Source organism: Deinococcus aerolatus (assembly GCF_014647055.1).
GTDB lineage: Bacteria > Deinococcota > Deinococci > Deinococcales > Deinococcaceae > Deinococcus > Deinococcus aerolatus.
Genome location: NZ_BMOL01000003.1, coordinates 81338 through 103539, shown reverse-complemented (window position 1 = coordinate 103539; position 22202 = coordinate 81338). Strand labels below are relative to the sequence as shown.

The 22202-nt window shown below is 68.2% G+C and carries 22 protein-coding genes; 11 read left to right on the top strand and 11 right to left on the bottom strand.

Translation table 11 applies throughout. The annotated features are described in order from the left end of the window. Positions 1-37: 37 nt before the first annotated feature. The 3 genes from IEY31_RS04910 to IEY31_RS04900 form a co-directional block, all read right to left on the bottom strand. Entirely contained in the window at positions 38-826 is a 789-nt protein-coding gene (locus IEY31_RS04910; RefSeq protein WP_188969584.1) for an ABC transporter permease, read from the bottom strand. Between the two features lie 61 nt (positions 827-887). Then, the gene (locus tag IEY31_RS04905; protein WP_188969582.1) at positions 888-1826 is read right to left on the bottom strand and encodes an ABC transporter ATP-binding protein; all 939 of its coding nucleotides are present in this window, start codon (positions 1824-1826) and stop codon (positions 888-890) included. Between the two features lie 122 nt (positions 1827-1948). Then, positions 1949-2812 carry a 1,4-dihydroxy-6-naphthoate synthase gene (locus IEY31_RS04900; protein ID WP_188969580.1) on the bottom strand — a complete coding sequence of 288 codons (864 nt, stop codon included), beginning with the start codon at positions 2810-2812 and terminating at the stop codon, positions 1949-1951. 70 nt (positions 2813-2882) lie between these two features. Here IEY31_RS04900 and IEY31_RS04895 point away from each other — a divergent pair, with 70 nt between their 5' ends. Next, a complete protein-coding gene (locus IEY31_RS04895; RefSeq protein WP_188969578.1) occupies positions 2883-3392 on the top strand; it encodes a DUF6174 domain-containing protein in 510 nt (169 codons plus the stop codon). Here IEY31_RS04895 and ribF read toward each other — a convergent pair. Both ribF and IEY31_RS04885 read right to left on the bottom strand, forming a co-directional pair. Next, positions 3376-4275 carry a riboflavin biosynthesis protein RibF gene (ribF, locus tag IEY31_RS04890; RefSeq protein ID WP_188969576.1) on the bottom strand — a complete coding sequence of 300 codons (900 nt, stop codon included), beginning with the start codon at positions 4273-4275 and terminating at the stop codon, positions 3376-3378. The two genes, IEY31_RS04895 and ribF, sit on opposite strands and share 17 nt — an antisense overlap. Then, positions 4272-4790, bottom strand: a complete 519-nt coding sequence (locus tag IEY31_RS04885; protein WP_188969574.1) for an NUDIX domain-containing protein — start codon at positions 4788-4790, stop codon at positions 4272-4274. Before IEY31_RS04885 ends, ribF begins: the two co-directional genes overlap by 4 nt. 282 nt (positions 4791-5072) lie before the next feature. Here IEY31_RS04885 and tilS point away from each other — a divergent pair, with 282 nt between their 5' ends. Together tilS and lysA are read left to right on the top strand one after the other, a co-directional pair. Further along, positions 5073-6692 carry a tRNA lysidine(34) synthetase TilS gene (gene tilS, locus IEY31_RS04880; RefSeq protein WP_188969572.1) on the top strand — a complete coding sequence of 540 codons (1620 nt, stop codon included), beginning with the start codon at positions 5073-5075 and terminating at the stop codon, positions 6690-6692. A gap of 38 nt (positions 6693-6730) precedes the next feature. Beyond that, complete coding sequence (gene lysA / locus IEY31_RS04875) at positions 6731-7897, top strand: diaminopimelate decarboxylase (RefSeq protein ID WP_188969570.1); 1167 nt, start codon at positions 6731-6733, stop codon at positions 7895-7897. A gap of 30 nt (positions 7898-7927) precedes the next feature. Here the strand turns inward: lysA and IEY31_RS04870 are convergent, their stop codons facing one another. Then, positions 7928-10402, bottom strand: a complete 2475-nt coding sequence (locus tag IEY31_RS04870) for a phosphoenolpyruvate carboxylase (protein WP_188969568.1) — start codon at positions 10400-10402, stop codon at positions 7928-7930. 101 nt (positions 10403-10503) lie between these two features. After that, positions 10504-11313: a TIGR00282 family metallophosphoesterase gene (locus IEY31_RS04865; protein WP_188969566.1), complete on the bottom strand. Its 810-nt coding sequence runs from the start codon at positions 11311-11313 to the stop codon at positions 10504-10506. Between the two features lie 92 nt (positions 11314-11405). Between IEY31_RS04865 and IEY31_RS04860 the strand changes: the two genes are divergently transcribed. Both IEY31_RS04860 and IEY31_RS04855 read left to right on the top strand, forming a co-directional pair. Next, positions 11406-11795 carry a universal stress protein gene (locus tag IEY31_RS04860; RefSeq protein WP_188969564.1) on the top strand — a complete coding sequence of 130 codons (390 nt, stop codon included), beginning with the start codon at positions 11406-11408 and terminating at the stop codon, positions 11793-11795. Positions 11796-12009: 214 nt separating this feature from the next. Beyond that, a complete protein-coding gene (locus IEY31_RS04855; protein ID WP_229723328.1) occupies positions 12010-12414 on the top strand; it encodes an MliC family protein in 405 nt (134 codons plus the stop codon). 232 nt (positions 12415-12646) lie between these two features. Here the strand turns inward: IEY31_RS04855 and IEY31_RS04850 are convergent, their stop codons facing one another. Beyond that, positions 12647-13519: an EamA family transporter gene (locus IEY31_RS04850; RefSeq protein WP_188969561.1), complete on the bottom strand. Its 873-nt coding sequence runs from the start codon at positions 13517-13519 to the stop codon at positions 12647-12649. Between the two features lie 88 nt (positions 13520-13607). Between IEY31_RS04850 and IEY31_RS04845 the strand changes: the two genes are divergently transcribed. The 6 genes from IEY31_RS04845 (at position 13608) to IEY31_RS04820 (ending at position 18290) form a co-directional block, all read left to right on the top strand. Next, a complete protein-coding gene (locus IEY31_RS04845; protein ID WP_188969560.1) occupies positions 13608-14789 on the top strand; it encodes a thiolase family protein in 1182 nt (393 codons plus the stop codon). Between the two features lie 3 nt (positions 14790-14792). Beyond that, positions 14793-15107 carry a YciI family protein gene (locus IEY31_RS04840; protein ID WP_188969558.1) on the top strand — a complete coding sequence of 105 codons (315 nt, stop codon included), beginning with the start codon at positions 14793-14795 and terminating at the stop codon, positions 15105-15107. A gap of 302 nt (positions 15108-15409) precedes the next feature. Then, entirely contained in the window at positions 15410-16246 is an 837-nt protein-coding gene (locus IEY31_RS04835) for a 3-hydroxyacyl-CoA dehydrogenase family protein (RefSeq protein WP_188969556.1), read from the top strand. A gap of 96 nt (positions 16247-16342) precedes the next feature. After that, positions 16343-16594 carry a hypothetical protein gene (locus IEY31_RS04830; protein WP_188969554.1) on the top strand — a complete coding sequence of 84 codons (252 nt, stop codon included), beginning with the start codon at positions 16343-16345 and terminating at the stop codon, positions 16592-16594. Between the two features lie 114 nt (positions 16595-16708). Further along, entirely contained in the window at positions 16709-17461 is a 753-nt protein-coding gene (locus IEY31_RS04825) for a tryptophan-rich sensory protein (RefSeq protein ID WP_188969552.1), read from the top strand. 79 nt (positions 17462-17540) lie between these two features. Further along, positions 17541-18290 (top strand): shikimate dehydrogenase, encoded by a 750-nt coding sequence (locus IEY31_RS04820; protein ID WP_188969550.1) that lies wholly within the window; start codon positions 17541-17543, stop codon positions 18288-18290. Between the two features lie 51 nt (positions 18291-18341). Here IEY31_RS04820 and IEY31_RS04815 read toward each other — a convergent pair whose 3' ends face one another. The 3 genes from IEY31_RS04815 to IEY31_RS04805 all read right to left on the bottom strand — a co-directional run bounded on the left by IEY31_RS04815 (position 18342) and on the right by IEY31_RS04805 (position 22165). Then, positions 18342-19346, bottom strand: a complete 1005-nt coding sequence (locus IEY31_RS04815; RefSeq protein ID WP_188969548.1) for an ABC transporter permease — start codon at positions 19344-19346, stop codon at positions 18342-18344. A gap of 16 nt (positions 19347-19362) precedes the next feature. Then, complete coding sequence (locus IEY31_RS04810) at positions 19363-20391, bottom strand: ABC transporter permease (RefSeq protein ID WP_188969546.1); 1029 nt, start codon at positions 20389-20391, stop codon at positions 19363-19365. A 196-nt stretch (positions 20392-20587) separates the two neighbouring features. Further along, a complete protein-coding gene (locus IEY31_RS04805; RefSeq protein WP_188969544.1) occupies positions 20588-22165 on the bottom strand; it encodes an ABC transporter substrate-binding protein in 1578 nt (525 codons plus the stop codon). Between the last annotated feature and the right edge of the window lie 37 nt (positions 22166-22202).

Below are 22202 nucleotides of genomic sequence, written 5' to 3'. Positions count from 1 at the left end.
CGGACGATTGCCGCCTCCCCACACGTCCAGTGAAGGGCTAGACGTCGCGCCGGTCGAAGGCGTACACCGACATCAGGCCGAAGCCCAGGGTGTAGATCAGCAGCAGGATCACGCCCTGGTTGATGTCGTCAGGCCCCTTGAACGCTCCGTAGGCGTAGATCTTGAAGTGGTAGGGCAGCAGGATCTTCTGCACGGCCTGGGGCAGCACCACCAGCAGCTGCATCACGATCAGGGTGGCAAAGGTGCCCAGCGCCGCCGCCGCCGTGTTGAGGAACAGCACGCCGAACAGCAGTGATAGCGCGGCAATCGGCATCAGGATCACGCTGGCCAGCAGACTGCCGCGCAGCACCTGCCCCAGCGCCTCGCCGCCGCTCAGTTGCCCTACCCCCACAAACAGTTCCGGCCCCAGCCCGGTGCCGCCCGTGAAGGTGCCGAAGCCCATTGGAATGCCGGCCAGCAGCGATCCGGCCACGGTGGTGAACACCAGCAGGAAGGGAAAGGCCAGACTGGCGATCAGCTTGCTGGCAATGACCCGGGTGCGGTCCACCGGGCGCAGCAGCAGCGGTGCCAGCGTGCCCTGCGCGGTTTCCGAGCCAATGGTCTCGGCCACCGTCACGGCGATGAACAGCGGCAGCAGCAGCGGCAGGGTCAGGCCCAGGCTGACGGCGGGCAGCTGCCACCCGCTGATGATGTTGACCCCAAACACGTCGCCCAGGCGCGGGGCGTAGGCCCAGACCAGCGGCAGCAGAAAAGTCAGGATCAGGGCCATCTTGGCGCTGCGCGAGCCCAGCAGCTTGCGGAATTCCAGCAGCAGCAGCGTCAGCATGGGCGGCCCCCGGACACGGACAGAGCGGCGGAAGGAAGAAGGATGGGGAAGAGGGCATTCATCAGGCTTGCTCCACGCGCTCGCGGTAATACTCGTACAGGTCGAAATGGTCAGGGCTGGCCTCGAAGACCCGGATGCCTTCCTCGCTCAGGCGGGCCAGGGCGTCCGGGACGCGGGCCTCGCCGCCCAGGTGCGCGATGGCAAACGGCGTGCGGGTGCCCACCTTGCGGACGAAGGGCAGCCGTTCCAGCACCGCCGCCGCGCCCACCGGGTCATCCACCCGGAAGCGGTAGGCCGCCTGCCGGGCCCGCAGATCCACGGTGTCCACCAGTCGCCCGCCGGTCAGGATGCCCACGGTATGCGCGTAGGTGGCGATTTCCCGCAGGTGGTGGGTGCTCAGGACCACCGCGCAGCCGTCGGCGGCCAGGCTGGTCACGATGCGGTGAATCAGCCCGATGCCCAGCGGATCGAGACCGCTGGTCGGTTCGTCGAGTATCAGCACCCGGGGTTCGGCCAGAATGGCGCTGGCCACGCCCAGCCGCTGCCGCTGGCCCAGCGAGTACTCCTGCACCTTACGGTCGGCCATGCGCGTCAGCTCCAGCAGCGCCAGTACCTCACGCAGGCGCTCACGGCCCACCCGCTTGCCGCCGGGGGCCATGGCCGCCAGATTGGCGTGGATCTGCAGGTTCTGGGTGCCGGTGAACTGCGTGTAGAACTTGGCCGGGGCCTCCACCACCGCCCCCAGGAACGCGCGGGCGCGGGCGCCGTCGGTGTGCACGTCGCGGCCCATCAGCCGGATCTCGCCGTCGGTGGGGAAGGCCAGGCCGGTCATGCAGCGGATCAGGGTGGTCTTGCCGGTGCCGTTGGGGCCGGTCAGGGCGTAGACCTCACCGGGGCGGACATTCAGGAAGACCTCTTCTAGGACAGTGTGGTTTCCGTATCTCTTGCTGAGCCCGCGCACCTCAATGGCGGGGATGGCAGGCGCGCCTTGCTTCGTCACCCGGCCACATTAACGCAACATGAATCAACAAGTTCTTACACAATTCTCTCGGATGGCCCCGCCGCGCACTCACGTCGTCTGTACGTCCCTGGTCTCGTACACCCCTGGTCTCACCCTGACCTTCAGGGCTGTTCCACAAACAGCGGCAATCCCGAGTCCTGCACCGCCCCCACCTCCACGGCCCGGCGGCGCAGCTCCTGTACAGCACGCGTGCCTTCCTCGCCCACGTCCAGACTGAAGGCGTTCACGTACAGGTCAATGTGCGCCTGCATGACCTCGTCGGCCATTTCCAGCGCATGTTGCCGGATGTACGCGCGTGAGGCTTCCGGGTGTGCGTAGGCGTAGTCCAGGCTGGCCCGTACCGATTCATTCAGCGCCCACTGTACAGCCGGGGCCAGGTCGCGGCGGACCAGGATCGCGCCCAGCGGCAGGGGCAGGCCCGTGTCAGCCTCCCACCACGCGCCCAGGTCCAGGTGCCGGCTCAACCCGTGCTGCGGGTAGGTGAAGCGCGACTCGTGGATGATCAGGCCCGCGCTGATCGGCTGTCCATCGGCCTCGCCGCGCTCCACGGCGGGCATCACCGCGTCGTAACGCATCCGCACCACCTTCACTTCGGGGTAGACCAGCCGCAGCAGCAGCTCGGCGGTGGTCAGCGCGCCGGGCGAGGCCACCGTCTTGCCGTTCAGGTCCGCCACGTCGCCGCGCGTCACGATCAGCGGTCCCACGCCGCGCCCCAGCGCTCCGCCCGCGCGCAGGGCCACGTAGCGGTCCATTACGCCGAAGTAGGCGCGGTAGCTGATCTTGGTGATGGGCAGGCGGCCCGCCACCGCCCAGTCGTTGAGGGTCTGTACGTCTTCCAGCACCTCGCGCACCGGCAGGGGCGCAGGAACAAGCCCGGCGTGCAGCGCGTGGAAGATGAAGGTGTCGTTGGGGCAGAAGGAATAGCCCAGCTGCAGAACTGCGGGGGAGGGGGGCGTGAGGGTCATGGCTCTAGGGTACGCCCCGCCCCACGGACGGCTCAGCGGCTCATCACACGGGGGCGGCATGCTGGGTGTCATGACACGGCCTGTCCTGTTGATGGTCCTGAGCTGTCTCGCCTGCGCCCAGGCGGGCGGTGTGGGGGGCGGCCCTGGCCCCCAGAGCTGCGCTCCTGGCGCTGTTCAACCCGGTTTTGCGCGGCTGGAGGCCGAGTTGAAGACGGCCCGCACCCGTTGGAAGGCGGCGAGGCTTCAGAACTACCGCTACGATTTTGCCCGGATCGCCGCCCCGCTGCGCTTTCCTGATGTGACGGTGTCGGTAGAGGGCGGCCGCGTAGCTACCGTCATGTCCGTGGACTCTCTGGCACCGGACCTTCCCGGAGGGCTCACGGTGGGGCCGGTGGAGGCGCTGTTTCTGGAAATCACGCAGGCCATCACCTACCAGCGCGCCCAGCCCTGCGCCGATCTGCGGGTCACCTACGACGCGGTGGACGGCTACCCGCGCACCTTTTACAGCGGCTCGCGCTTCAGCCCGCTGGCCGACGGCTATGCCGAGTGGCGCGTGACGAACTTCAGCGCACGTCCCTGAGGACCGCCCGTGCCTCCTGGGCGTCGCGGGTCAGTTGCGCCTGTAGCTCGTCCAGGCCGCTAAACTTCTGTTCGCCGCGCAGGTGCGAGAAGAACTTGACCTGCAACTCCTTGCCGTAGAGGTTGCCCTCGAAGTCGAACAGGTGGACCTCGAAGCGCCGGGTCTTGCCGTTCACGGTGGGCCGCAACCCCACGTTCGCCATGCCGTGCCAGCGTTCGCCCCGGTCGCCCAGCACCACCACCGCGAATACCCCCAGCGGCAGCGCCTTGCCGTCCGGCACGCCGATGTTGGCGGTGGGCCAGCCAATCGTGCGGCCCAGCTGATCGCCCTGAATCACCACGCCCTGCGCGTCGTAGTGGCGCCCCAGCAGGCGGCCCGCGCCGTCCACGTCGCCCGCCGCCAGCAGCTCGCGGATGCGGGTGCTCTTGATGTCCTCGCCGGCCAGCTGGTGCATCGGCAGGGCCACGACCTCGGCGGCCACGTGGCGCAGGTCCTCCACGCCCCCGGCCCGGCCGCGCCCGAAGTGGAAGTCCTCGCCCACCACCAGCGTGCGCGGGCGCAGGGTGCGCAGGTCCTCCAGAAACGCCTCCTTGGGCCGGGCGGCAAACTCGGTGGTAAACGACATGGCAATGGTCTCGTCGACGCCGTAGCGGGTCAGCAGGTCCAGCTTCTCGGGCAGGGTGGACAGGAATTCCACGCCCTGGGTAAGCACCCGCGTGGGCGGATCAAAGGTGTAGACCACGCTGGGCACGCGGTGCTCGCGCGCCTTGGCCTTCAGCTGGGCGATCAGGGCCTGATGCCCCAGATGCACGCCGTCGAAGGAGCCGACAGCCACCACCGTTTCAGTGTCGGGGCGCTGGGACGGCGAGACGTAGGTCTTCACCCGTGCGCCGCCGCGCCGCTGGCGTTCAGGCTCTGCACGCCGTACAGCGCGGCGGCCAGGGTGGACGCGCTGCCCACGATGCGGCCCTCGCGCATGCCGTCCAGCACCTTCTGCGGCGCCATCCAGACCACCTCAATGTCCTCGTCCTCGTCGTGGGGCAGCTTGCTCTCGCGCAGCCCGGTCGCCTGGAACACGTACAGCAGCTCGTCGCAGAAGCCCGGGCTGGCGTAGAAGCGAGTCAGCAGCCTGACCTCGCCGTCCAGCCCAGCCTCCTCCTGCAACTCGCGACGGGCCGCTGCCTCAGGCAATTCCTCGCCGTCGATCAGGCCCGCCGGGGCTTCCAGTGTGTGGGCGTTCACGGCGCGGCGAAACTGGCGCACCAGCAGCATCTCGCCCGCGTCGTTCAGTGCCAGCACAGCCACCGCGTCGGCGTGGCGGATCACCTCCCACTTGTCCTCAAGCAGTTCCAGTTTCAGGATGTGGCCGTCGTAGATGGTCCGGGCGTCGCCAGTCATGCGGGCCATTGTAGGGATTTGGGCCTGGGGGGCCTGTGGGCGCGGAGGCTTTGGCCTGAGCAAATTACCCACCCCCCATCTCGAGGGGGACTTGTCGAGCTGTGAAGTAGAGCTTCCAGTGCACTGGGCCGGAGATCTCGGATGTGGCCGGCGAGAGAGGGGGGCGGCTCTCCCACTCACGCGCCCTGCTGCGTCACGCTGCGTCCGGCCCGTGCGCTGCGCGCCCGACGGCCTTCGGGGACAGTCTGCGGTGGGGGAGATAAGGATGTCCTGCCCAATACAATGGCGGGTGTGTCTGCCCTGCCCCCCCCGCTGGCCCAGCCGCTGGCCCCCTATGCCGGGCAGACGGTGGCCGTGGGTGTGTCGGGCGGGGCGGATTCGGTGGCGTTGCTGCGGGCGCTCCTTCTGGGCGGGGCGCGGCCCGTCGCCGTGCATCTGGACCACGCCCTGCGCCCGGAATCGGCGGCGGACGCCCGCTGGGTGGCGGAACTGGCCGGGACGCTGGGTGTGGCCCACGAGTCGGCGCGGGTGGATGTGGCGGCGGTGGCGGCGGCGCGCGGCTGGAATCTGGAGGACGCTGCACGCCGCGTGCGCTACGACTTCCTGGGACGGATGGCGAAGGGGCACCGCGCCGCCGCGATCCTGACCGCCCACACCCGCCGCGACGTGGCCGAGACAGTGCTGATGCAGGTGCTAAGGGGCGAGGCCGTTCTGTACGGCATTCCCCTACAGCGGGGCCGGGTGCGCCGTCCCTGGCTGGACGTGCCGCGCGCCGATATCGAAACCTTCCTGCACGCGCTGGGTCAGGGCTGGCGCGAGGACGCCTCCAACGCGGACACCGCCTTCAGCCGCGCGTGGATTCGCCGCGAGGTCATGCCTGTGCTGGGCGCCCGCTTTCCGGGGGCCGAGGCGAGTCTGGCGCGGGTGGCAGGCTACGCCGCTCAGGACGATCTTGCGCTGACAAGGCTGGCCCTCCGGCTGAACCCCCACACGCCGCTGGGGGGGCAGCCTGCCGCCGTCCTGCGCCGCTTCGTGCGGCTGCGGCTGACAGAGGCGGGCCTGTCTTTTCATGCCGAACATCTGGAAGTGCTGGCTGGGGCGCTGGCCGCCGGCAAGACCTCGCACCTCACCCTGCCCGGTGCGCGGGAGGTCACGGCGACGGACGGGCGGCTGCATCTGGCGGCGCAGCGCTGGCCCGAGCCGGATTTCCCGCTGCCCCCCGGCTGGTGGCGCCGCACCCGGCAGGATGGGGACCGGATTCAGCTGTCCGGCGGCACGCGCAAGCTCAGCGACGTGTTGACCGATCTCAAGGTGGCGCGTGGGGACCGGGATGCGGTGCCGCTGCTGGTGTCCGGCGAGGGCGTGCAGTGGGTCGGTGTGGTTCCTGCGGTCTGGGCCGTGGGGGCACGGGAGGCGGCGGGTGTGGTCCCGGACCCCCTCCACACCGCGATGGGCGAGGCACTGGCCCTGGCCCGGCAGGCGGCCGCCGAGGACGAAGTGCCGGTGGGCGCGGTGGTGCTGGGGCCGGACGGCCGGGTGGTGGGCCGGGGCCGCAACACATCGCGGGCGGACGGCGACATGACCCGCCATGCCGAACTCGCAGCGCTGCGCGGGGCGGCCGCCTCGCTGGGGACGGGGTACCTGACCGCGTGCACCCTCGTCGTGACCCTGGAACCCTGCCCGATGTGCCTGGGGGCGGCGCTGGAGGCGCGGGTGGGGGCCATCGTCTACGGCGCGGCCAACCCCAAGGCCGGGGCACTGGGCGGCGTGAGCGACGTGCTGGCCGCCCACTGGGGCCACGCCCCCACCGTGACGGGCGGCGTGCGGGCCAGCGAGGCGGCGCGGCTGCTCAGGGCCACCTTTCAGGCGGTCAGGGCGCGGCGGCAGGAAGGGCCAGGCTGACGGCCTCTGGTCCTGCTGGACCCCCTACACTGTGCGCCGTGACCATTCCCACCCCTGCCCTCCACGCGGCGGCCGAACGCTTCGGCACGCCGCTGTACGTCTACGACGCTGCCGAGCTGGACGCTGCCCTGGCGCGGGTGCGTGCTGCCTTCGGCCCGGCACGGGTGTACTACGCCATGAAGGCCAACCCCAATCTCACGCTGCTGCGCCGCTTGCAGGCTGCCGGGGTGGGCTTCGAGTGCGTCAGCCCCGGCGAACTGGCCCGCGCCGAGGCGGTGGGCGCATCGGGCGGGCAGATTCTGGTCAACGGCCCTGCCAAATCCGGCGCGGAGTACGTGTCGGGTGCGCGGCTGGGCGCGACGTTCATCGTGGACCGCGAGGAGGAGGTGGGCCTGCTGCCCCCCCACTCGCGGGCGCTGGTGCGGGTCAACCCGGCGCTGGAGGTCAGCACCCATGACCATCTGGCGACCGGCGCGGCGGGTAGCAAATTTGGCGTGACGCTGGTGCAGGCCCCACGGGTGCTGGAGGCGCTTCGCGGGGCCGGACACACCGCGCTGGGGCTGCACGTGCACATCGGCAGCGCCATCCGCGACGCCCAGGACTTCACGGCGGCCTTCGGGCGGCTGGCCGAACTGCGGGCCGAAACCGGGCCGCTGGCGGTGCTGGACGCCGGCGGCGGCTGGGGCCTGGACGCGGACCTGCACGGCATTGCCCGTGAAGCCTGGGCCGCTGCACGGGCCTTTGACGCGGACCTGTGGGTGGAGCCGGGCCGGTATCTGGTGGCCCGCGCCGGCACGCTGCTGACCCGTGTGGTGGGCCACAAGCGCACCGGGCGCAACTTCTGCCTGGTGGACGCGGGCATGACCGAACTGCTGCGGCCCATGCTGTACGGCGCCGAACATCCGGTAACAGCGCTGTGGGAGGGCACAGACTGCGGGGTCTGGGACATCGCCGGACCTGCCTGCGAGAGCGGTGATCTGCTGGCCCGCGACGTGTCGCTGCCCACGCCCCGGCGCGGCGACCTGCTCGCCATCGGGGAGGCCGGGGCCTACGGTGCGGCCATGGCCAGCACCTACCTGAGCCGCTCCCGTCCCGCTGAGGCGCTGTACGAACCCGGCGCGGCGGACGGCACCGACTGGACCGTGATCCGCCGCCGCGAAACGCCGCAGGACATCTGGGCCATGGAACTCGGCAGGAACCGCTGAGCACCGCCCTGCTCCCGCGCTGGCCGCGCGTCAGCCTGTGTTGCGCACCCCCGCCGCAATCCCCTGCAAGCTGAGCATCAGCGGGCGCTCGAAGGTGTCGAGGCCGCCGTCCTCGGCACGGGCGCGCCGCAGCAGTTCCACCTGAATGCGGTGAATCGGATCGATGTACGGGTTGCGCAGGCTGATGCTCTCGCGCAGGCGGGGTTCGTTGTCCAGCAGCGGCGCGCCCACCACCGCCTCCACCAGATCCACCGTCTCGCGGAAGGCGGCTTTCAGCTGCTCCGCCAGCGGATGCGGCCCCAGCAGGCGCAGGTATTCCTCGAAGATCAGCGGGTCACTCTTGGCCAGGCTCATCTGGGCGTTGTCGATCACGGTTTGGAAGAACGGCCACTCGGCATACATCTCCCGCGCCGCCTGTGGCCCGGTGCTCTGCAGGCCCTCACGCAGGCCGTACCAGCCGGGGAGGTTGCTGCGAATCTGCGTCCAGCTCATGACCCAGGGAATGGCGCGCAGGTTGGTCAGGGTGGGCGCGCCGGGCCGCTGCACCGGGCGCGAGGCGATGTTCAGGCGGGCGATCTCGTGGATGGGCGTGGCCGCCTCGAAGAAGGGCAGAAAGGTCTCGTCGTGCACCAGGGCACGGTAGGCCCCGGCGCTGGCGGCGGCGGCGCGGTCCATCGCTGCCGTCCATTCCTCTTTCAGGGCGTCTGCCGGGCGCGCGGCAGACAGCAGCAATCCGTATAGCGCCTGTTCCAGGTTGCGCCGTGCCAGGACCGGGTGGCTGTACTTGTCGGCCAGCGCCTCGCCCTGCTCAGTGATGCGCAGGCCCGCGTCGATCGTCCCGGCAGGCTGCCCCAGAATGGCGCGTGAGGCGGGGCCACCCCCCCGGCCAATGCTGGTGCCACGCCCGTGAAAGAAGCGCCAGCGCACGCCTGCTGCCCGGCACACCGCGCTGATCTGCCGCTGTGCCTCGTGCAGCGCCCAGTTGGCGGCCAGGAATCCGGCGTCCTTGTTGCTGTCGGAGTAGCCCAGCATGATTTCCTGAACGTCGGTTCCCAGAATGGCGCGGTACTCGGGCAGGGCCAGCAGGTCAGTCATCACCTGTGGAGCACGCTGCAGGTCGTCGAGCGTCTCGAACAGCGGCACAGTCAGCACCCGCAGCCCCACCTCGCGGGCCAGCAGCAGCGGCTCCAGCACGTCGCTGACGCTCTCGGCCATGCTGATGATGTAGCGGCCGAAGGCGCGCGGGCCGCTCATGGCCATCGCGTCCCTGACCTCGCGGATGGGGCCGATCACCGTCTCCAGGTCCGGGGTGAGGGGTTCTCCGGCCGGCCACAGCGGGCGGCGCGAGCGCAGTTCGGTGGCCAGCAGCGTCTGACGCCCGGTCTCGGAGAGGGCCAGATAGTCCGCTTCCACCCCCGCCTGTGCCAGCAGGGCCGCCACCGCCGCCCCGGTCTGTCCGGAGTGCTCGCGCACGTCCAGGCTGACCAGATGCTGCCCGAAGACCCGCGCCACGGTCAGCAGGGGCGTCAGCAGCTGATCGGCGCTGCGGCGCTGCCCGTCTCCCCGCAGCCGCCGGTCCAGGGCCTCCAGGCGCGGCAGCAGCTCCACCGGCTCGCCGTCGCGCACGGCGTTGTGCAGTTCGCGCAGCTCGGTGCGGTAGGCCTCTGCGCCCGTCTCCTCCTGCGACAGGTTGGCGTAGGTCTCCTTCAGGCTGCCCAGCAGCAACCCGCGTGCCCGCTCGCGGTGCAGTTCCAGCGTCTCGCGTGTGGCCTGCGGCGTCACGAAGGGATTGCCGTCGCGGTCCCCGCCCATCCACGACGAGAAGCTCAGCGGTAGCCGGGCCTCCGACGGCTGGCCGTAGACGCTCACGAAGGCCCGGCCCAGATCGCGCTGCAATTCCGGCAGCGCCCCGGCGATGGCCCCCATGTAGTTCAGGCCGCCCTTGACCTCGTCCAGCACGGTGGGTTTCAGATGCCGCAGTTCCGGCGTGGCCCACATCGCTTCCACGTGCGCGGCCACCCGGTCCTGTGCCTCCGGGTCGTCCAGTTGCGGCAGGTCTCGCGCCACGGCCTCCAGATGCTGCCGGATGGTGCGGCGGCGCATCTCGGTGGGGTGGGCGGTGAAGGTCAGGCCCAGATCCAGCCGCTCGATCAGCGCCTCGGTGTCCGCCGCGCTGAGGCCCTGCGCCCGCAGTTCGGTCAGGGCGCTTTCCAGGCTCTGGGGGCGCACGCCGGAACTCGCGCGCAACACGCGCACCCGCTCGTATTCCTCGGCCAGGTTGACCAGCTGGAAATACCATGTAAAGGCCCGCGCCAGCCGCCCGGCATCCTCGCCGGACAGTCCGGCCAGCATGGCCCGGAGTTCGGTGTCGTCACCCCCGGCCCTCACCTCGCGCACCAGCGCCCGCGTGCGCTCCACGAGGTCAAAAAACGCCTCGCCCTCCTGTTCTTTCAGCACCTGTCCCAGCGTGCGGCCCAGCAGGTTGACGTCGCTTCGTATGCCCATAAGGTCCTCCGGTGGTGGGGGGAAAGAGGCGCGGGGGGGTGCTTCGCGGCGGTGTTGTGCCCTGACCCCAGCCCGGCCCTGTCGGGACAAGACAATTGAGGCTACAGCCCCTCCTCCTCGTGCGCTTCCTCGATGGCACGGTAGCGCTCGATGGACACGGCGCGGCCCGCCTCTATCTGGACATACACGGCGTTCAGCTCGGCGCGGCCCTCGGCCACCGCGTAGCGGTGGGGGCGCTCGGTCACAAAGCGCGCCACCGGGCCTTCCGGGGCCGAGCCGATGATGCTGTCGTGGGGGCCGGTAAATCCGGCGTCGGTCTGGAAAGCGGTGCCGTGCGGCAGGATGCGCGAGTCGGCGGTGGGCACATGGGTGTGCGTGCCGATCACGGCGGCCACCCGTCCGTCCAGATGCCATGCCAGCCCCACCTTCTCACTGCTGGCCTCGGCGTGAAAGTCCACGAAGACGCTGCCCAGGTCCTCGCGCTCCAGCAGCCGGTCGATGGCCGAGAACGGATTGGACACCTGGTCCATGAACACCCGGCCCAGCAGGTTGACCACCGTGAGCCGCTCGGTCTGGCCCTGCCTGCCCGTGACCTCGAAGGTGCGCCAGCCGACGCCGGGGGTTTCCGGATCGGCGTAGTTCAGCGGGCGCACGATGGGATAGTTCTGCGGGTCCTGCATCAGCTTGAGGACGTCGCGGTGGTGCCAGGCATGGTTGCCCAGCGTCATGCAGTCGGCCCCGGCCCTCAGCGCGCCCTCGGCGGCCTCGCGGTGCATGCCGAAGCCCCCGGCGGCGTTTTCCATATTCACGACGGCAAAATCCACTTCCCGGCGCAGGTCGGGCAATCGGGCCCCCAGCATCCGGCGGCCCGGCTGACCGAACACGTCTCCCACGAACAGCACCTTGATCATGCCGGCAGGCTAGCGTCTGCGCCCGCCCAGTTTTCCGCGCCGTAATGCCGCCGTAATGTGCCGGCCCGAGGCTGACCGCAGGAGGCCCCCCCATGAACAGAATTCTCGTGACCACCGACGGCAGCGAACTGGGCCAGCACGCCCTCTCTCACGCGCAGGCCCTGGCGCGGGCGCTGGGGGCCGAACTGACCGTGGTAAGCATCCAGGTCGATCCGGTGGTGTCCGGCTACGGCGCATACGCTTACGCCCTGCCCACTTCGCAGGAAAACATGGACGAACTGAAGGCGGGCCTGGAACACCTGTTGCGCGAGCGTGTGCCGGACGCCAGGATCCGTGTCGAGCGGGCCGGGGGCCGCCATGTCGCGCGCGCCATCCTGAACATCGCCCGCGAGGAGGGCGCCCAGATGATCGTGATGACCACCCACGGGCTCAGCGGTCTGGGCCGCGCGCTGATGGGCAGCGTGGCGCAGGCGGTCGCCTAGCACTCTTCTGCGCCGGTGCTGCTGATCAAGGGGGACCAGCAGCCGATGGAGTGGGGCCGGGGCGCGGCAGCCCAGGGCTAGGCGGGGCGCGGGCGGCGAGGGTCCGCTCTGTCCCCGTCCCTGTTGCAGATGGCTGCCTGTTCGCTGAAGCTGGTCTGGTTGCCACCCTGGGCAGTCAGGATCGTGACAGAGCGGCCGGCCTAGCATGGGCGGTATGACTGGCCACCTTCGTCTTGCCGCCCTGCTGGCCCTGACCGCCACCCTGGCCAGCGCTGCCCTGGTCAACGTTAATGCGGCTGGTGGGGCGGCCATGCCCACCCCGGTCAGCGCCCGCACCTTTCACTACACCTGTGACCGGGACCAGCAGGTCAGCGTGGCCTACGTTCATTACGGCGCGGACGGCCCCACCTTCGCCGTGCTGAACTGGAAGGGCGTCCAGACCGGCCTGGCGCAGGCGGTCAGCGCCAGCGGCGCGCGGTACAGCGCTCTGAGCCGCAGCACCGGGGAAGGCAGCGGCCTGGAATGGTGGGAGCATCAGGGCACGGCGACGCTCAGCGCCTTTGTGGACGGCGGAACGCTCAAGTCCCGGCCCCTGCTGCGGGGCTGCAAGGTGAACTGAGAGCAGGGAACGGGGCGGCCTTACACGGATTGTTCATTGCCCCCTGCTGTCCCTTCCCGCGCCATACTCGGGCCATGAAAGAAAGCACCCGCGCGTGGTTGCGGCGCTGGCTCCCCGTGATGCTGTTTACGCTGTTAGGGGTACTGATGCTGGCCCAGGTCTGGCTGTCGGCCAATCCGGTGTAGCCGTGCGGCTGGACTGGCCCCGTTGCCGGCTTTCCAGCCCAACCAATTCACTTCAACCCGATCAGTACGGTGCTCAGGCAGGCCAGTGCCACCCCGGTCCACTGCACCGGCCCCAGGCGTTCGCGGTTAATCAGCAGCGCCAGCACCGTGGTCAGCACGATGGACATGCTGCCCAGCACGGTTACGACGCTGTCCTCGCCGCGTCCCAGGCCCAGCGCAGTCACAAGAATGGCTCCGGTCGACAGCAGGCCAGACCAGCCCGCGTACTTCAGCGCCCCTGGGCCGTCGGCGGGGCGCATTCCAGTGCGGCGCCGCTGCCACACCCGCAGCGTCACGAAGGTCAGGCCCAGCGTACACACGCGCAGAATCCACGTCGCCTGCACGCCGCCCACGCGGGGAGTCAGGCCGTGGCCGATGACGAAGAAGCCTGCGCCCAGTGCCGCGGCGGCGAAGATGGCCCACCACGCCCCTTGAATCTGCGCGGGGGTGGACTGAAAGCCCTCCGTGTTTTGCGGCAGGGACACCAGCGCCACCGCCGCCAGGACGCCCAGCAGCCCCAGGCCAGTCAGCAGGCCCAGCCGTTCGCCGCTCAGCCACGCCAGCGCGGTGGTCACGGCCCCGTAGCTGCCCATGATCGGGGCCACCACCGCCAGCTGCCCCAGCCCCAGCGACTGGTAAAAGGCCAGCCCGCCTGCCGTCATCAGTGTGGACGCTCCCAGCGCCCAGGCCCACGCCACCGCGTCGGTGGGAAACAGGCCCGTGCCGGTCAGCACCAGAAAGACCAGCAGCGCCGCCGCGCCGAAGCCCTGCGCGGCAAAGGACGCCCGCATGGCCCCCATTCGCCGCGAGGCAGGTTGCGCCAGATAGTCCGCGAAACCCCACGCCAGCGCCGCCAGCAGGCCGAGGGTTACGCCGCCCATAGATCCAGGAGGTTCAGACTCACCGGCAGAGGATAGCTGTCCCGCATGACCTAACGCCCGTTAGGCTCGCCGCGCTATCCTGCCAGACATGAGCAAAGCAGTGATCGTGGCGGCGTCTCGCACGCCGACAGGCAAGTTTCTGGGAGCCCTCTCGGACGTCAGCGCCGTGGAACTGGGCAGCATCACGCTGGCCGAGACCCTGCGGCGTTCGGGCCTTCCGGCAGACGTGATTGAGGAAGTCATCATGGGTCAGGTGGTCCAGGCGGGAAGCGGGCAGAACCCGGCCCGGCACGCGGCCCTCAAGGCTGGCCTGAGCAATGAGGTCGGCGCGTTGACCATCAACAAGGTCTGCGGCAGCGGCCTCAAGGCCGTGATCCTGGCCGCCCAGAGCATCCGTGCGGGCGATCAGAGCGCCGTTCTCGCGGGCGGCATGGAATCCATGAGCAACGCGCCGTACCTGCTGCCCGGCGCCCGCAAGGGCTACCGCCTAGGCCACGCGCAGGTGCTGGATGCCAACACCCACGACGGGCTGTGGTGTTCCATCAACGACGAGGGCATGGGCCTGACCGGTGAGCGCGTGGCCGACAAGTATGGCATTGGCCGCGAGGAACAGGACGCCTTCGCCACCCGCAGCCACCAGCGGGCCATTGCCGCGCAGCAGGCCGGACGCTTTGCGGACGAGATCGTTCCCGTGACCGTCAAGGGCCGCAAGGGCGATACGGTGGTGGACACCGATGAGGGGCCGCGCAGTGACACCAGCCCCGAGACGCTGGCCCGCCTGAAACCCGCCTTCAAGAAGGATGGCTCCGTGACAGCAGGCAATGCCCCCGGCCTGAACGACGCCGCCGCCAGCCTCCTGATCATGTCTGAGGAAGCCGCCGCCGCGCATGGCCTGACCCCCCTGGCCGAGATCGTGGACTACGCGACGGGTGGCCTGGCCCCTGAATGGGTGATGATGACCCCGGTGCCCGCCACCACCAAGCTGCTGCAAAAGCTGGGCTGGAGCGCGGCAGACGTGGACCTGTGGGAACTCAATGAGGCGTTCAGCGTGCAGAGCATTGCCGTGATGAACGAGCTGGGTCTGGACCCGGAGCGCGTGAACGTCAATGGCGGCGCGGTGGCGCTGGGCCACCCGATTGGCGCATCCGGCGCACGGATTCTGGTCACGCTGCTGCACGCCATGCGGCAGCAGAACAGGGAAACCGGCATCGCCACGCTGTGCATGGGCGGGGGCAATGGGCTGGCGCTGGCCGTCAAGCGGGTAGGCTAGGGCATGTCGCAACCCACCCTCTGGATCATTGAAAGCCGCTACACCAAATCCGGCGATGAGCTGGCCGCCGTCACGCCTCGCCACCGCGAATGGCTGGACCAGCATTACCGCACGGGCGTCTTCCTGACCTCCGGGCGCAAGCTGGACAATACCGGCGGCGTGCTGGTGGCGCAGGCCGACAGCGAGGAGCAACTCCGCGACATCTTCAAGGATGATCCCTTTGTGCTGGAGGGCTGTTCAGAGTACGTCTATACGCCGTTTACCCCGGTCAAGCGCGGGCGGGCGCTGGAGCTTGAGGGCGTGGCTTTGGTGGAGTGAGGTAGCTGTCTTGACCACGGCGTCGGAAGAGCCGGGAGTCAATCTGGCCAGTGTGTTTTTGGGCCACTGAGGGAACATGTAGCTGAATTGCCCCAGGACAATGTTCTGAAGGAGGCGTTGGGAGACGCGCAATACGCCTATTTGCTGGATTTGAGACTGCTGACCATGTAGCAGCGTGAATCCATTGCGCCCGGATTGGCAACTCTCAGAACGAGGGCGGTTGAGCGTGATGGCGGACATCTGGGTTTTCTTGCTCACATGGAAGCGGTGAGAAACGACGTGCTGAGAGAAGGAGTTCAACCATGAAATTCGGAGTCATTGGAGCAGGACAGATGGGCGGCGGCATCGCGCAGGTGGCCGCACAGAGTGGATTTGACGTGATCGTTCAGGACGTGCAGCAGGAGTATCTGGACCGGGGCCGGGGCGTGATTGAAAAAAGCCTGGCCAAGTTGCACGAGAAGGGAAGACTCGACGCCGCGCCCGCCGACGTGCTGGGCCGCATCACCTTCACCACGCAGATGCAGGACTTTGCCGACTGCGATCTGGTCGTGGAGGCTATCGTTGAAAACCAGGCGGTCAAGAACGCCCTGTTCGAGCAACTCGGCCAGATCGTCAAGCCGTCGGGCATTCTTGCCAGCAACACCAGCTCCATTCCCATTACAGCGCTGGCCTCGGCGTCGGGCCGCCCGGACCGCTTTATCGGTATGCACTTCATGAATCCGGTGCCGCTGATGGCGCTGGTGGAAGTGATTCGCGGTTACGCCACCAGCGACGAGACCGCGCAGTTTGTCACCCAGACCGCCGAGAAAATGGGCAAGACGCCCCTGACCTGCAATGACTTTCCTGGCTTCGTGTCCAACCGGATCCTGATGCCTATGCTCAACGAGGCGATCCAGTGCGTCATGGAGGGCGTGGCCGAACCCGACGCCATTGACGGCATCATGAAGCTGGGCATGAACCACCCGATGGGGCCGCTGACGCTGGCGGATTTCATCGGCCTGGACACTTGCCTGAGCATCATGGAAGTGCTGCACGCTGGGCTGGGCGATGACAAGTACCGCCCCTCGCCGCTGCTGCGCAAGATGGTGCAGGCCGGGCTGCTGGGCCGCAAGAGCGGGGAAGGCTTCTATCGGTATTGAGGCAAGCCCGGACAGACGGTTCTGTCCCAAGCGTAGCTAAAGGGCTCGTCATTTTGGGTGATGGAACAGTCATGCACGCGGGCCTATGCTGGGGCCATGAACGTCACCCGCCATTTCAGCGACACGCGGACGGAGCAGGGCCGCGTGCGGTTTCTCCTGGCTGCTGGCCGCGTCTGCCTGATGGCAGAGGGGCCGGGCTGGACGCACCGCAGCGCCCACGACACGCTGGCCGACGCGGCGACGTTTCTGGCTGTGCTGCCCGGGCTGGGCGGCGGGCTGTACCGTCAGGCCCTGGATGATCTGGACCGCCAGCTGGCCTTCGGGCGCGGCTACGAGGGCGCGGCCTGATACACCAGTTTCGCAGGTCACAGCATCACCCGGCCCACGGCTGACGCTTCGCTGGTTCTCTTCATCCGGCCTCCATGCGACGGATGATTTTTTTTGTGGCCCGTATGATCGGGTATGACAGGAATAGCCCGGCAAGTGACGCTCGTCCTGGCGACAGTGCTGACCCTGGTGATGAACTACCTCAGCAACGCGCTGCCGCTGTTCGGCAACTCCAACGGCCAGATCAGCGATTCGCTGCCCAACGCCTTCACGCCCGCCGGATTGACCTTCGCGGTGTGGGGGCCGATCTTCCTGGGGCTGGCGGTGTTCGCGGTGTATCAGGCGCTGCCGGCCCAGCGCGGCGCCCGCCATGACCGTCTGTTCTGGCCGTTTCTGCTGGGTAATCTGCTGAACGTGTCATGGTTGTTCGCCTTCCAGAGCCTCAACTTCGGCCTCAGCGTGGTGGTGATGCTGTTGCTGCTGGGCACCCTGATCTCGCTGTACCTGACTGTGCGCGGCCTGCAGCCCATGAGCGGCGAGTTCTGGGCGCTGCAGGTACCGGCCAGCCTGTACCTGGCGTGGATCAGCGTGGCGACGATGGCGAACGTCACTGCCTTTCTGGTCAGCCAGGGCGTCACGCAGGGCGTGCTGGGCATCGGCGCGCAGCTGTGGTCCGCGTTGCTGGTGGTGATCGCCGGTCTGGTGGGCACCTTCTTCCTGCTGCGCTACCGCGATTACGCCTTCGCTGCCGTGCTGCTGTGGGCCTTCCTGGGCGTTTATCTGGCCCGCCCGGATACGCTGCTGGTGGCCGTGGGCGTGCTGGCGGGGACCGTTCTTGTCGTTCTGGCGGGACTGCGTGCCGTGCGTCAGGGAAGAATGGCGCTGTAGCAGAGAGCGGTGGTGCCCCCGATGCCCGTCGACTGAGGCCCGAGGCCCCTGGACCGCCCCCGTTGCTACACTGCCTGCAATGCAAGTGTCCGACACGCCCCTGGCCCTTATCGGTTATCCCGGCCCCGCCGCCCGCGCCCTGCGGGAGCTGGGGCTGGTTGCGCTGGCCACCCCCACCGATGACCTGAAGTCCGTGATGGACGCCTGCACGACCCTGGGTTTCAGCGGCGCCCTGGTGCACCGCAGCCAGGAGGCCCGCGCCCATGACGCCACCCAGGCCGACGCGACTGCCCGGCGGGTGGGCCGGGTGGACGCGGTGGCCTTTACCGCCGGCGCCCACGGCACCTTTGCCCTGGCCGACGCCCTGGGTGACACGCTGGAGGCCAGCGGCTATGCCTCACGCGGGGCCAGCGCCCTGCTGCTGGGCACCGACATGCATGACCTGGCCCTGGCGCTGCCGCTCACCCGTCTGGGGTTCTCGACGGTGGGCGTGGTGGCCGGCAATACCCCGGACGCCGAGCGGGCCGCCCGCGCCCTGCCCGCAGGTGTGCGCGCCTTTCCGATGAGCCGCCAGGACTCGGCGCTCCTCGGGCTGGCCGAACGCGCCGATCTACTGGTGCTGACCGGCGGCTCTCTCCCGGCAGGCCTCGCCCAGCCGTATCACACCATTGTTGACCTGACCGGCCTGCTTCAGACGGCGCCCGGCGGGGCCACCCTGCTGGACCTCACCGCGCTGCATGCCCGCCGTCTGGTGTGCCAGCTGGCCCACGCCACCGGCCAGCGCTTCCACGCCCTGGAGCTGGAAGGAGCGGTGGCTGCGCTGATGTAACGGAAAAACCCCCTCCACGGGGGAGAGGGCAGGTGGGGCGGGGAAGAGACGCTACTGCGTGCTGCGGGGGTCCAGCACGTCGCGCAGGCCGTCGCCCAGCAGGTTGAAGCCCAGTACGGTCAGGAAGATGGCGAGGCCGGGGAAGATCATGGTCCAGGGGTAATCCACGTAGTACGAGCGCGAATCGCTGATCATGGTGCCCCATTCCGGCAGTGGGGGCTGCGCGCCGATCCCCAGGAAGCCCAGTGCGGCCACCTCAATGGTGGCGGTGGCGATGCTCAGCGCGCCCTGCACGATCAGCGGTGAGAGGCTGTTGGGCAGCACGTGACGGAAGATCATGCGCCACTGCGACGCCCCCAACGCTCCGGCGGCCTGCACGAACTCGCGCTCGCGGACGCTCAGGACCACGCTGCGGGCCAGACGCAGGTACACTGGAATTTGCACCAGCGACACCGCCAGCATGGCCGTGACCAGTTGCGGACTGTTCAGCGCAAATAATCGGTCCATTGCGGCGATCAGGAACGGCGGACTGTCCACGCTGAAAATGCTGGCAAACCCGATGGCCAGCAGAATGCTGGGAAAGGCCAGCATGACGTCGCTGACGTACCCCAGAATATTGTCCAGCCAGCCGCCGAAGTACCCGGCCAGCACGCCCAGCAGTGAACCGATCACCAGGGCCAGCACCGTGGACACCACGCCCACCTTCAGCGATATGCGGGTGCCGTGTAGCACGCGGGCGAACACGTCGCGGCCCAGGTTATCGGTGCCGAACGGCGCCGCCCAGATGTTGGTCTTGCCCGTCACCGCGTCGGTGTAGGTTTCCCTGGCGTCCGGGTTCCACAGCGCCGTGATGCTCGGCGGCTTGAGGTTCAGGCGGTAGTTGCGGTCTGTGGTGGGGTCGTAGGGGCGTAGCACCTGAGCGAACACCGCCAGCAGCACAAACAGAATCACGATGATGCCGCCGATCTTTCCGGGTGTGCTCTTGCGGAAACGCCGCCAGAAGATGCTCTCGGTCTTGTTCGCGGACGCGGCGGTGGAGGGTGTCGTGGTCGTCATGAATAGGCCCTCCTCATTAGTTGTATTGAATCCGGGGGTCAAGGGCCGCGTAACTCAGATCGACCAGCAGGTTGACCACGCTCACCACCAGCGCCGCAAAGATCACGCCGCCCTGGATGATCGGGTAGTCACGCTGTGAGATGGCCTCGTAAACCCACGAGCCGATGCCCGGCCACGAGAAAATCGTCTCGGTCAGCACTGCGCCGCCCAGCAGGGCGCCTGCCTGCAGACCGATCACGGTCACCACCGGCAGCAGCGCGTTTCTCAGGGCGTGCTTGATGGTCACCGCGTTGGCCGCCAGCCCCTTGGCGCGGGCGGTTCGCACGTAATCCTGTCCCAGCACGTCCAGCAGGCTGCTGCGGGTGATGCGCGAGATGATCGCCAGCGGAATGCTGCCCAGCGCGATGGCCGGCAGGATCAGGTGTTTCAGGGCGTCCCAGAACGCACCGCCGTTGCCGCGGATCACCGAATCAATCAGGTAAAAACCGGTGACCGGTTCGATGGTGTACTCGTAGCCCAGGCGGGCGCTCGGCGGCAGCCAGCCCAGCTTGACAGCAAAGAAGTACGACAGCAGCAGCCCCAGCCAGAACACCGGCATGCTCACGCCCACCAGGCTGATGCCGGTGGCCAGATTGTCCCAGCCGCTGTTGCGCCGCAGGGCCGCCAGAATGCCGGTGGGCATGCCCACCACCAGCGCAAACAGCAGCGCCGCGACACTCAGCTCGGCGGTGGCCGGAAAGCGCGATTTGAGTTCGCTGATCACCGGGATGTTGCTTTTCAGGCCGCTGCCCAGGTCACCCTGCAGCAACGCGCCCATGTACTTGGGATACTGCGCGTCCATCGGGTTGGCGGGGTTGAAGAACCACGGCTTGTTCAACCCCAGCTGCTCGCGCAGGGCCGCCGCCGCCTCCGGGGTGGCCCGCTCGCCCAGCATGGCCACGGCGGGATCGCCGGGAATCGAGCGCACAAAAACAAAAACCACCAGGCTGATACCCAGCATGACCAGCAGGGTCCGCACCACGCGGCGGATCAGATAACTGCCCAAAACAGACCTCCTTGGGTTCGCATGGGTGCGAAACCGGAACGAAGACGGGAACGTGGAAAAGCGTGTCGGGCCGAAGGTTATGGCGTTCGGGCAGTGTAGCCCGTCCTCCGGGGGCGCAGGGGGCCAGCCGGCAGTACAGGAGAGGGGCAGACCTCCCAGTGGAAATCTGCCCCCCCTTCAAGAGCGGTTACAGCCGTTACTTCTTGCCGTCGATGCTGATGGTGTTGAAGGATTCGCTGCCCAGCGGGCTGGGCACCCAGCCCTTGACGTAGCTGCGGGCGGCAGCCAGCGGCTGGCTGTGCGCGATGGGCACGCGGTACGCGGCGTTGTAGGTCAGCTCGTGAAGCTGGGCGTACACCTTGGCCTTGGCGGCCTGGGTGGTCGCGGCGCGGCCCTGCTCCAGCAGCTTCTGCACTTCGGGCGGGTTCCAGCTGATGTCGCTGCTGCCGTTCTGGCCATAGTACGCGCCGTAGAAGTTGTCGGGATCGCCGTAGTCGCCGGTCCAGCCGATCATGTACATGTCAAAGCCCGGTTCAGCGTTGCGGTCCTGCAGATACTTGGCCCAGTCCTCGGTCTTCAGGGTCACCTTGACGCCGATGGCGCTCAGATCAGCGGCAATCGCCTCGGCAATCGGCTTGGGGTTGGGGAAGTACGGGCGGCTGACCGGCATGTACCACAGGTCGATGGAGATGCCGTTGGGGTAGCCCGCGTCGGCCAGCATCTTCTTGGCGGCGGCAGGGTCGAACTTGTAGTCGGCGGGCACCTTGCTGCTGTTGGCCCAGGCCAGCACCGGCGGCAGGAAGCTGGCGTTGCTGACGGCCAGACCATTCCAGAACGCGTCCACAATGGCCTTCTTGTTGATGGCCATGCTCAGGGCCTGACGGACCTTGTCGTTCTTCAGGTACTGGTTCCTGTTGTTCATGCTGACGAAGCCCACGTTGAAGCTGGGGCGCTTGACCGCCACCAGGTTCTTGTCGGCCTGCACGCTCTTGAGGCTGTCGGGGGTCAGGTCGTTGGCGAAGTCGATGGTGCCCGCCTTCATCTCGTTCAGACGCTGTGACGCGTCCTTGATGTTGCGGATCACGAGTTCGTCGACCTTGGCCTTCTCGCCCCAGTACGACTTGTTGGGCGTCATGACCACGCGGTCCCCGGTGCGCCAGCTCTGGAAGATAAAGGGGCCGGTGCCGACGGCCTTGCTTGCGGGCGTGCCGTACTTGGCGCCGTCCTTCTTGATGGCCGCGGGGCTGGCAATGCCGAAGTAGCCGGCGGCCAGCACGTTGGGCAGCACGCTGCTGGGCTTGTTCAGGTCCACGCGCACGGTCATGTTGTCGACCTTGACGATGTCCTTGATGACGGCGGTGGGGTCACCCTTGTACCCGCCCAGCAGGTCGCCGATGATCTCGAAGGTGCGGCCCTGATCTCGGAAGCCGTAGGGGTCCGCCTTGTCCCACCAGCGGCGCAGGTTGAACACGATGGCGTCGGCGTTCATGGCGGTGCCGTCATGGAACTTGACGTTCGGGCGCAGCTTGAAGGTCCAGGAGGTGGCGTTGGCGTTGCTGCTCCAGGAGGTGGCCAGGCCAGGGGCCAAGTCAGTGGTGCCGTTCTTGAAATCGACCAGCGTGTCGTAGATCTGGCGCTGCACCAGAATGCTGATGCCGTCGGTGATATTGCCCGATTCCAGGCTGACGGGCTCGCCGTTGTTGCCGAATACCAGCGTGGCGGCAGAAGCGGCGGGCAGGGTGGCGAGCAGGGCGGTCAGAAACAGTTTCTTCATGTGAAGCCTCCAGACCCTGGCATGCCCCATCTCCCGC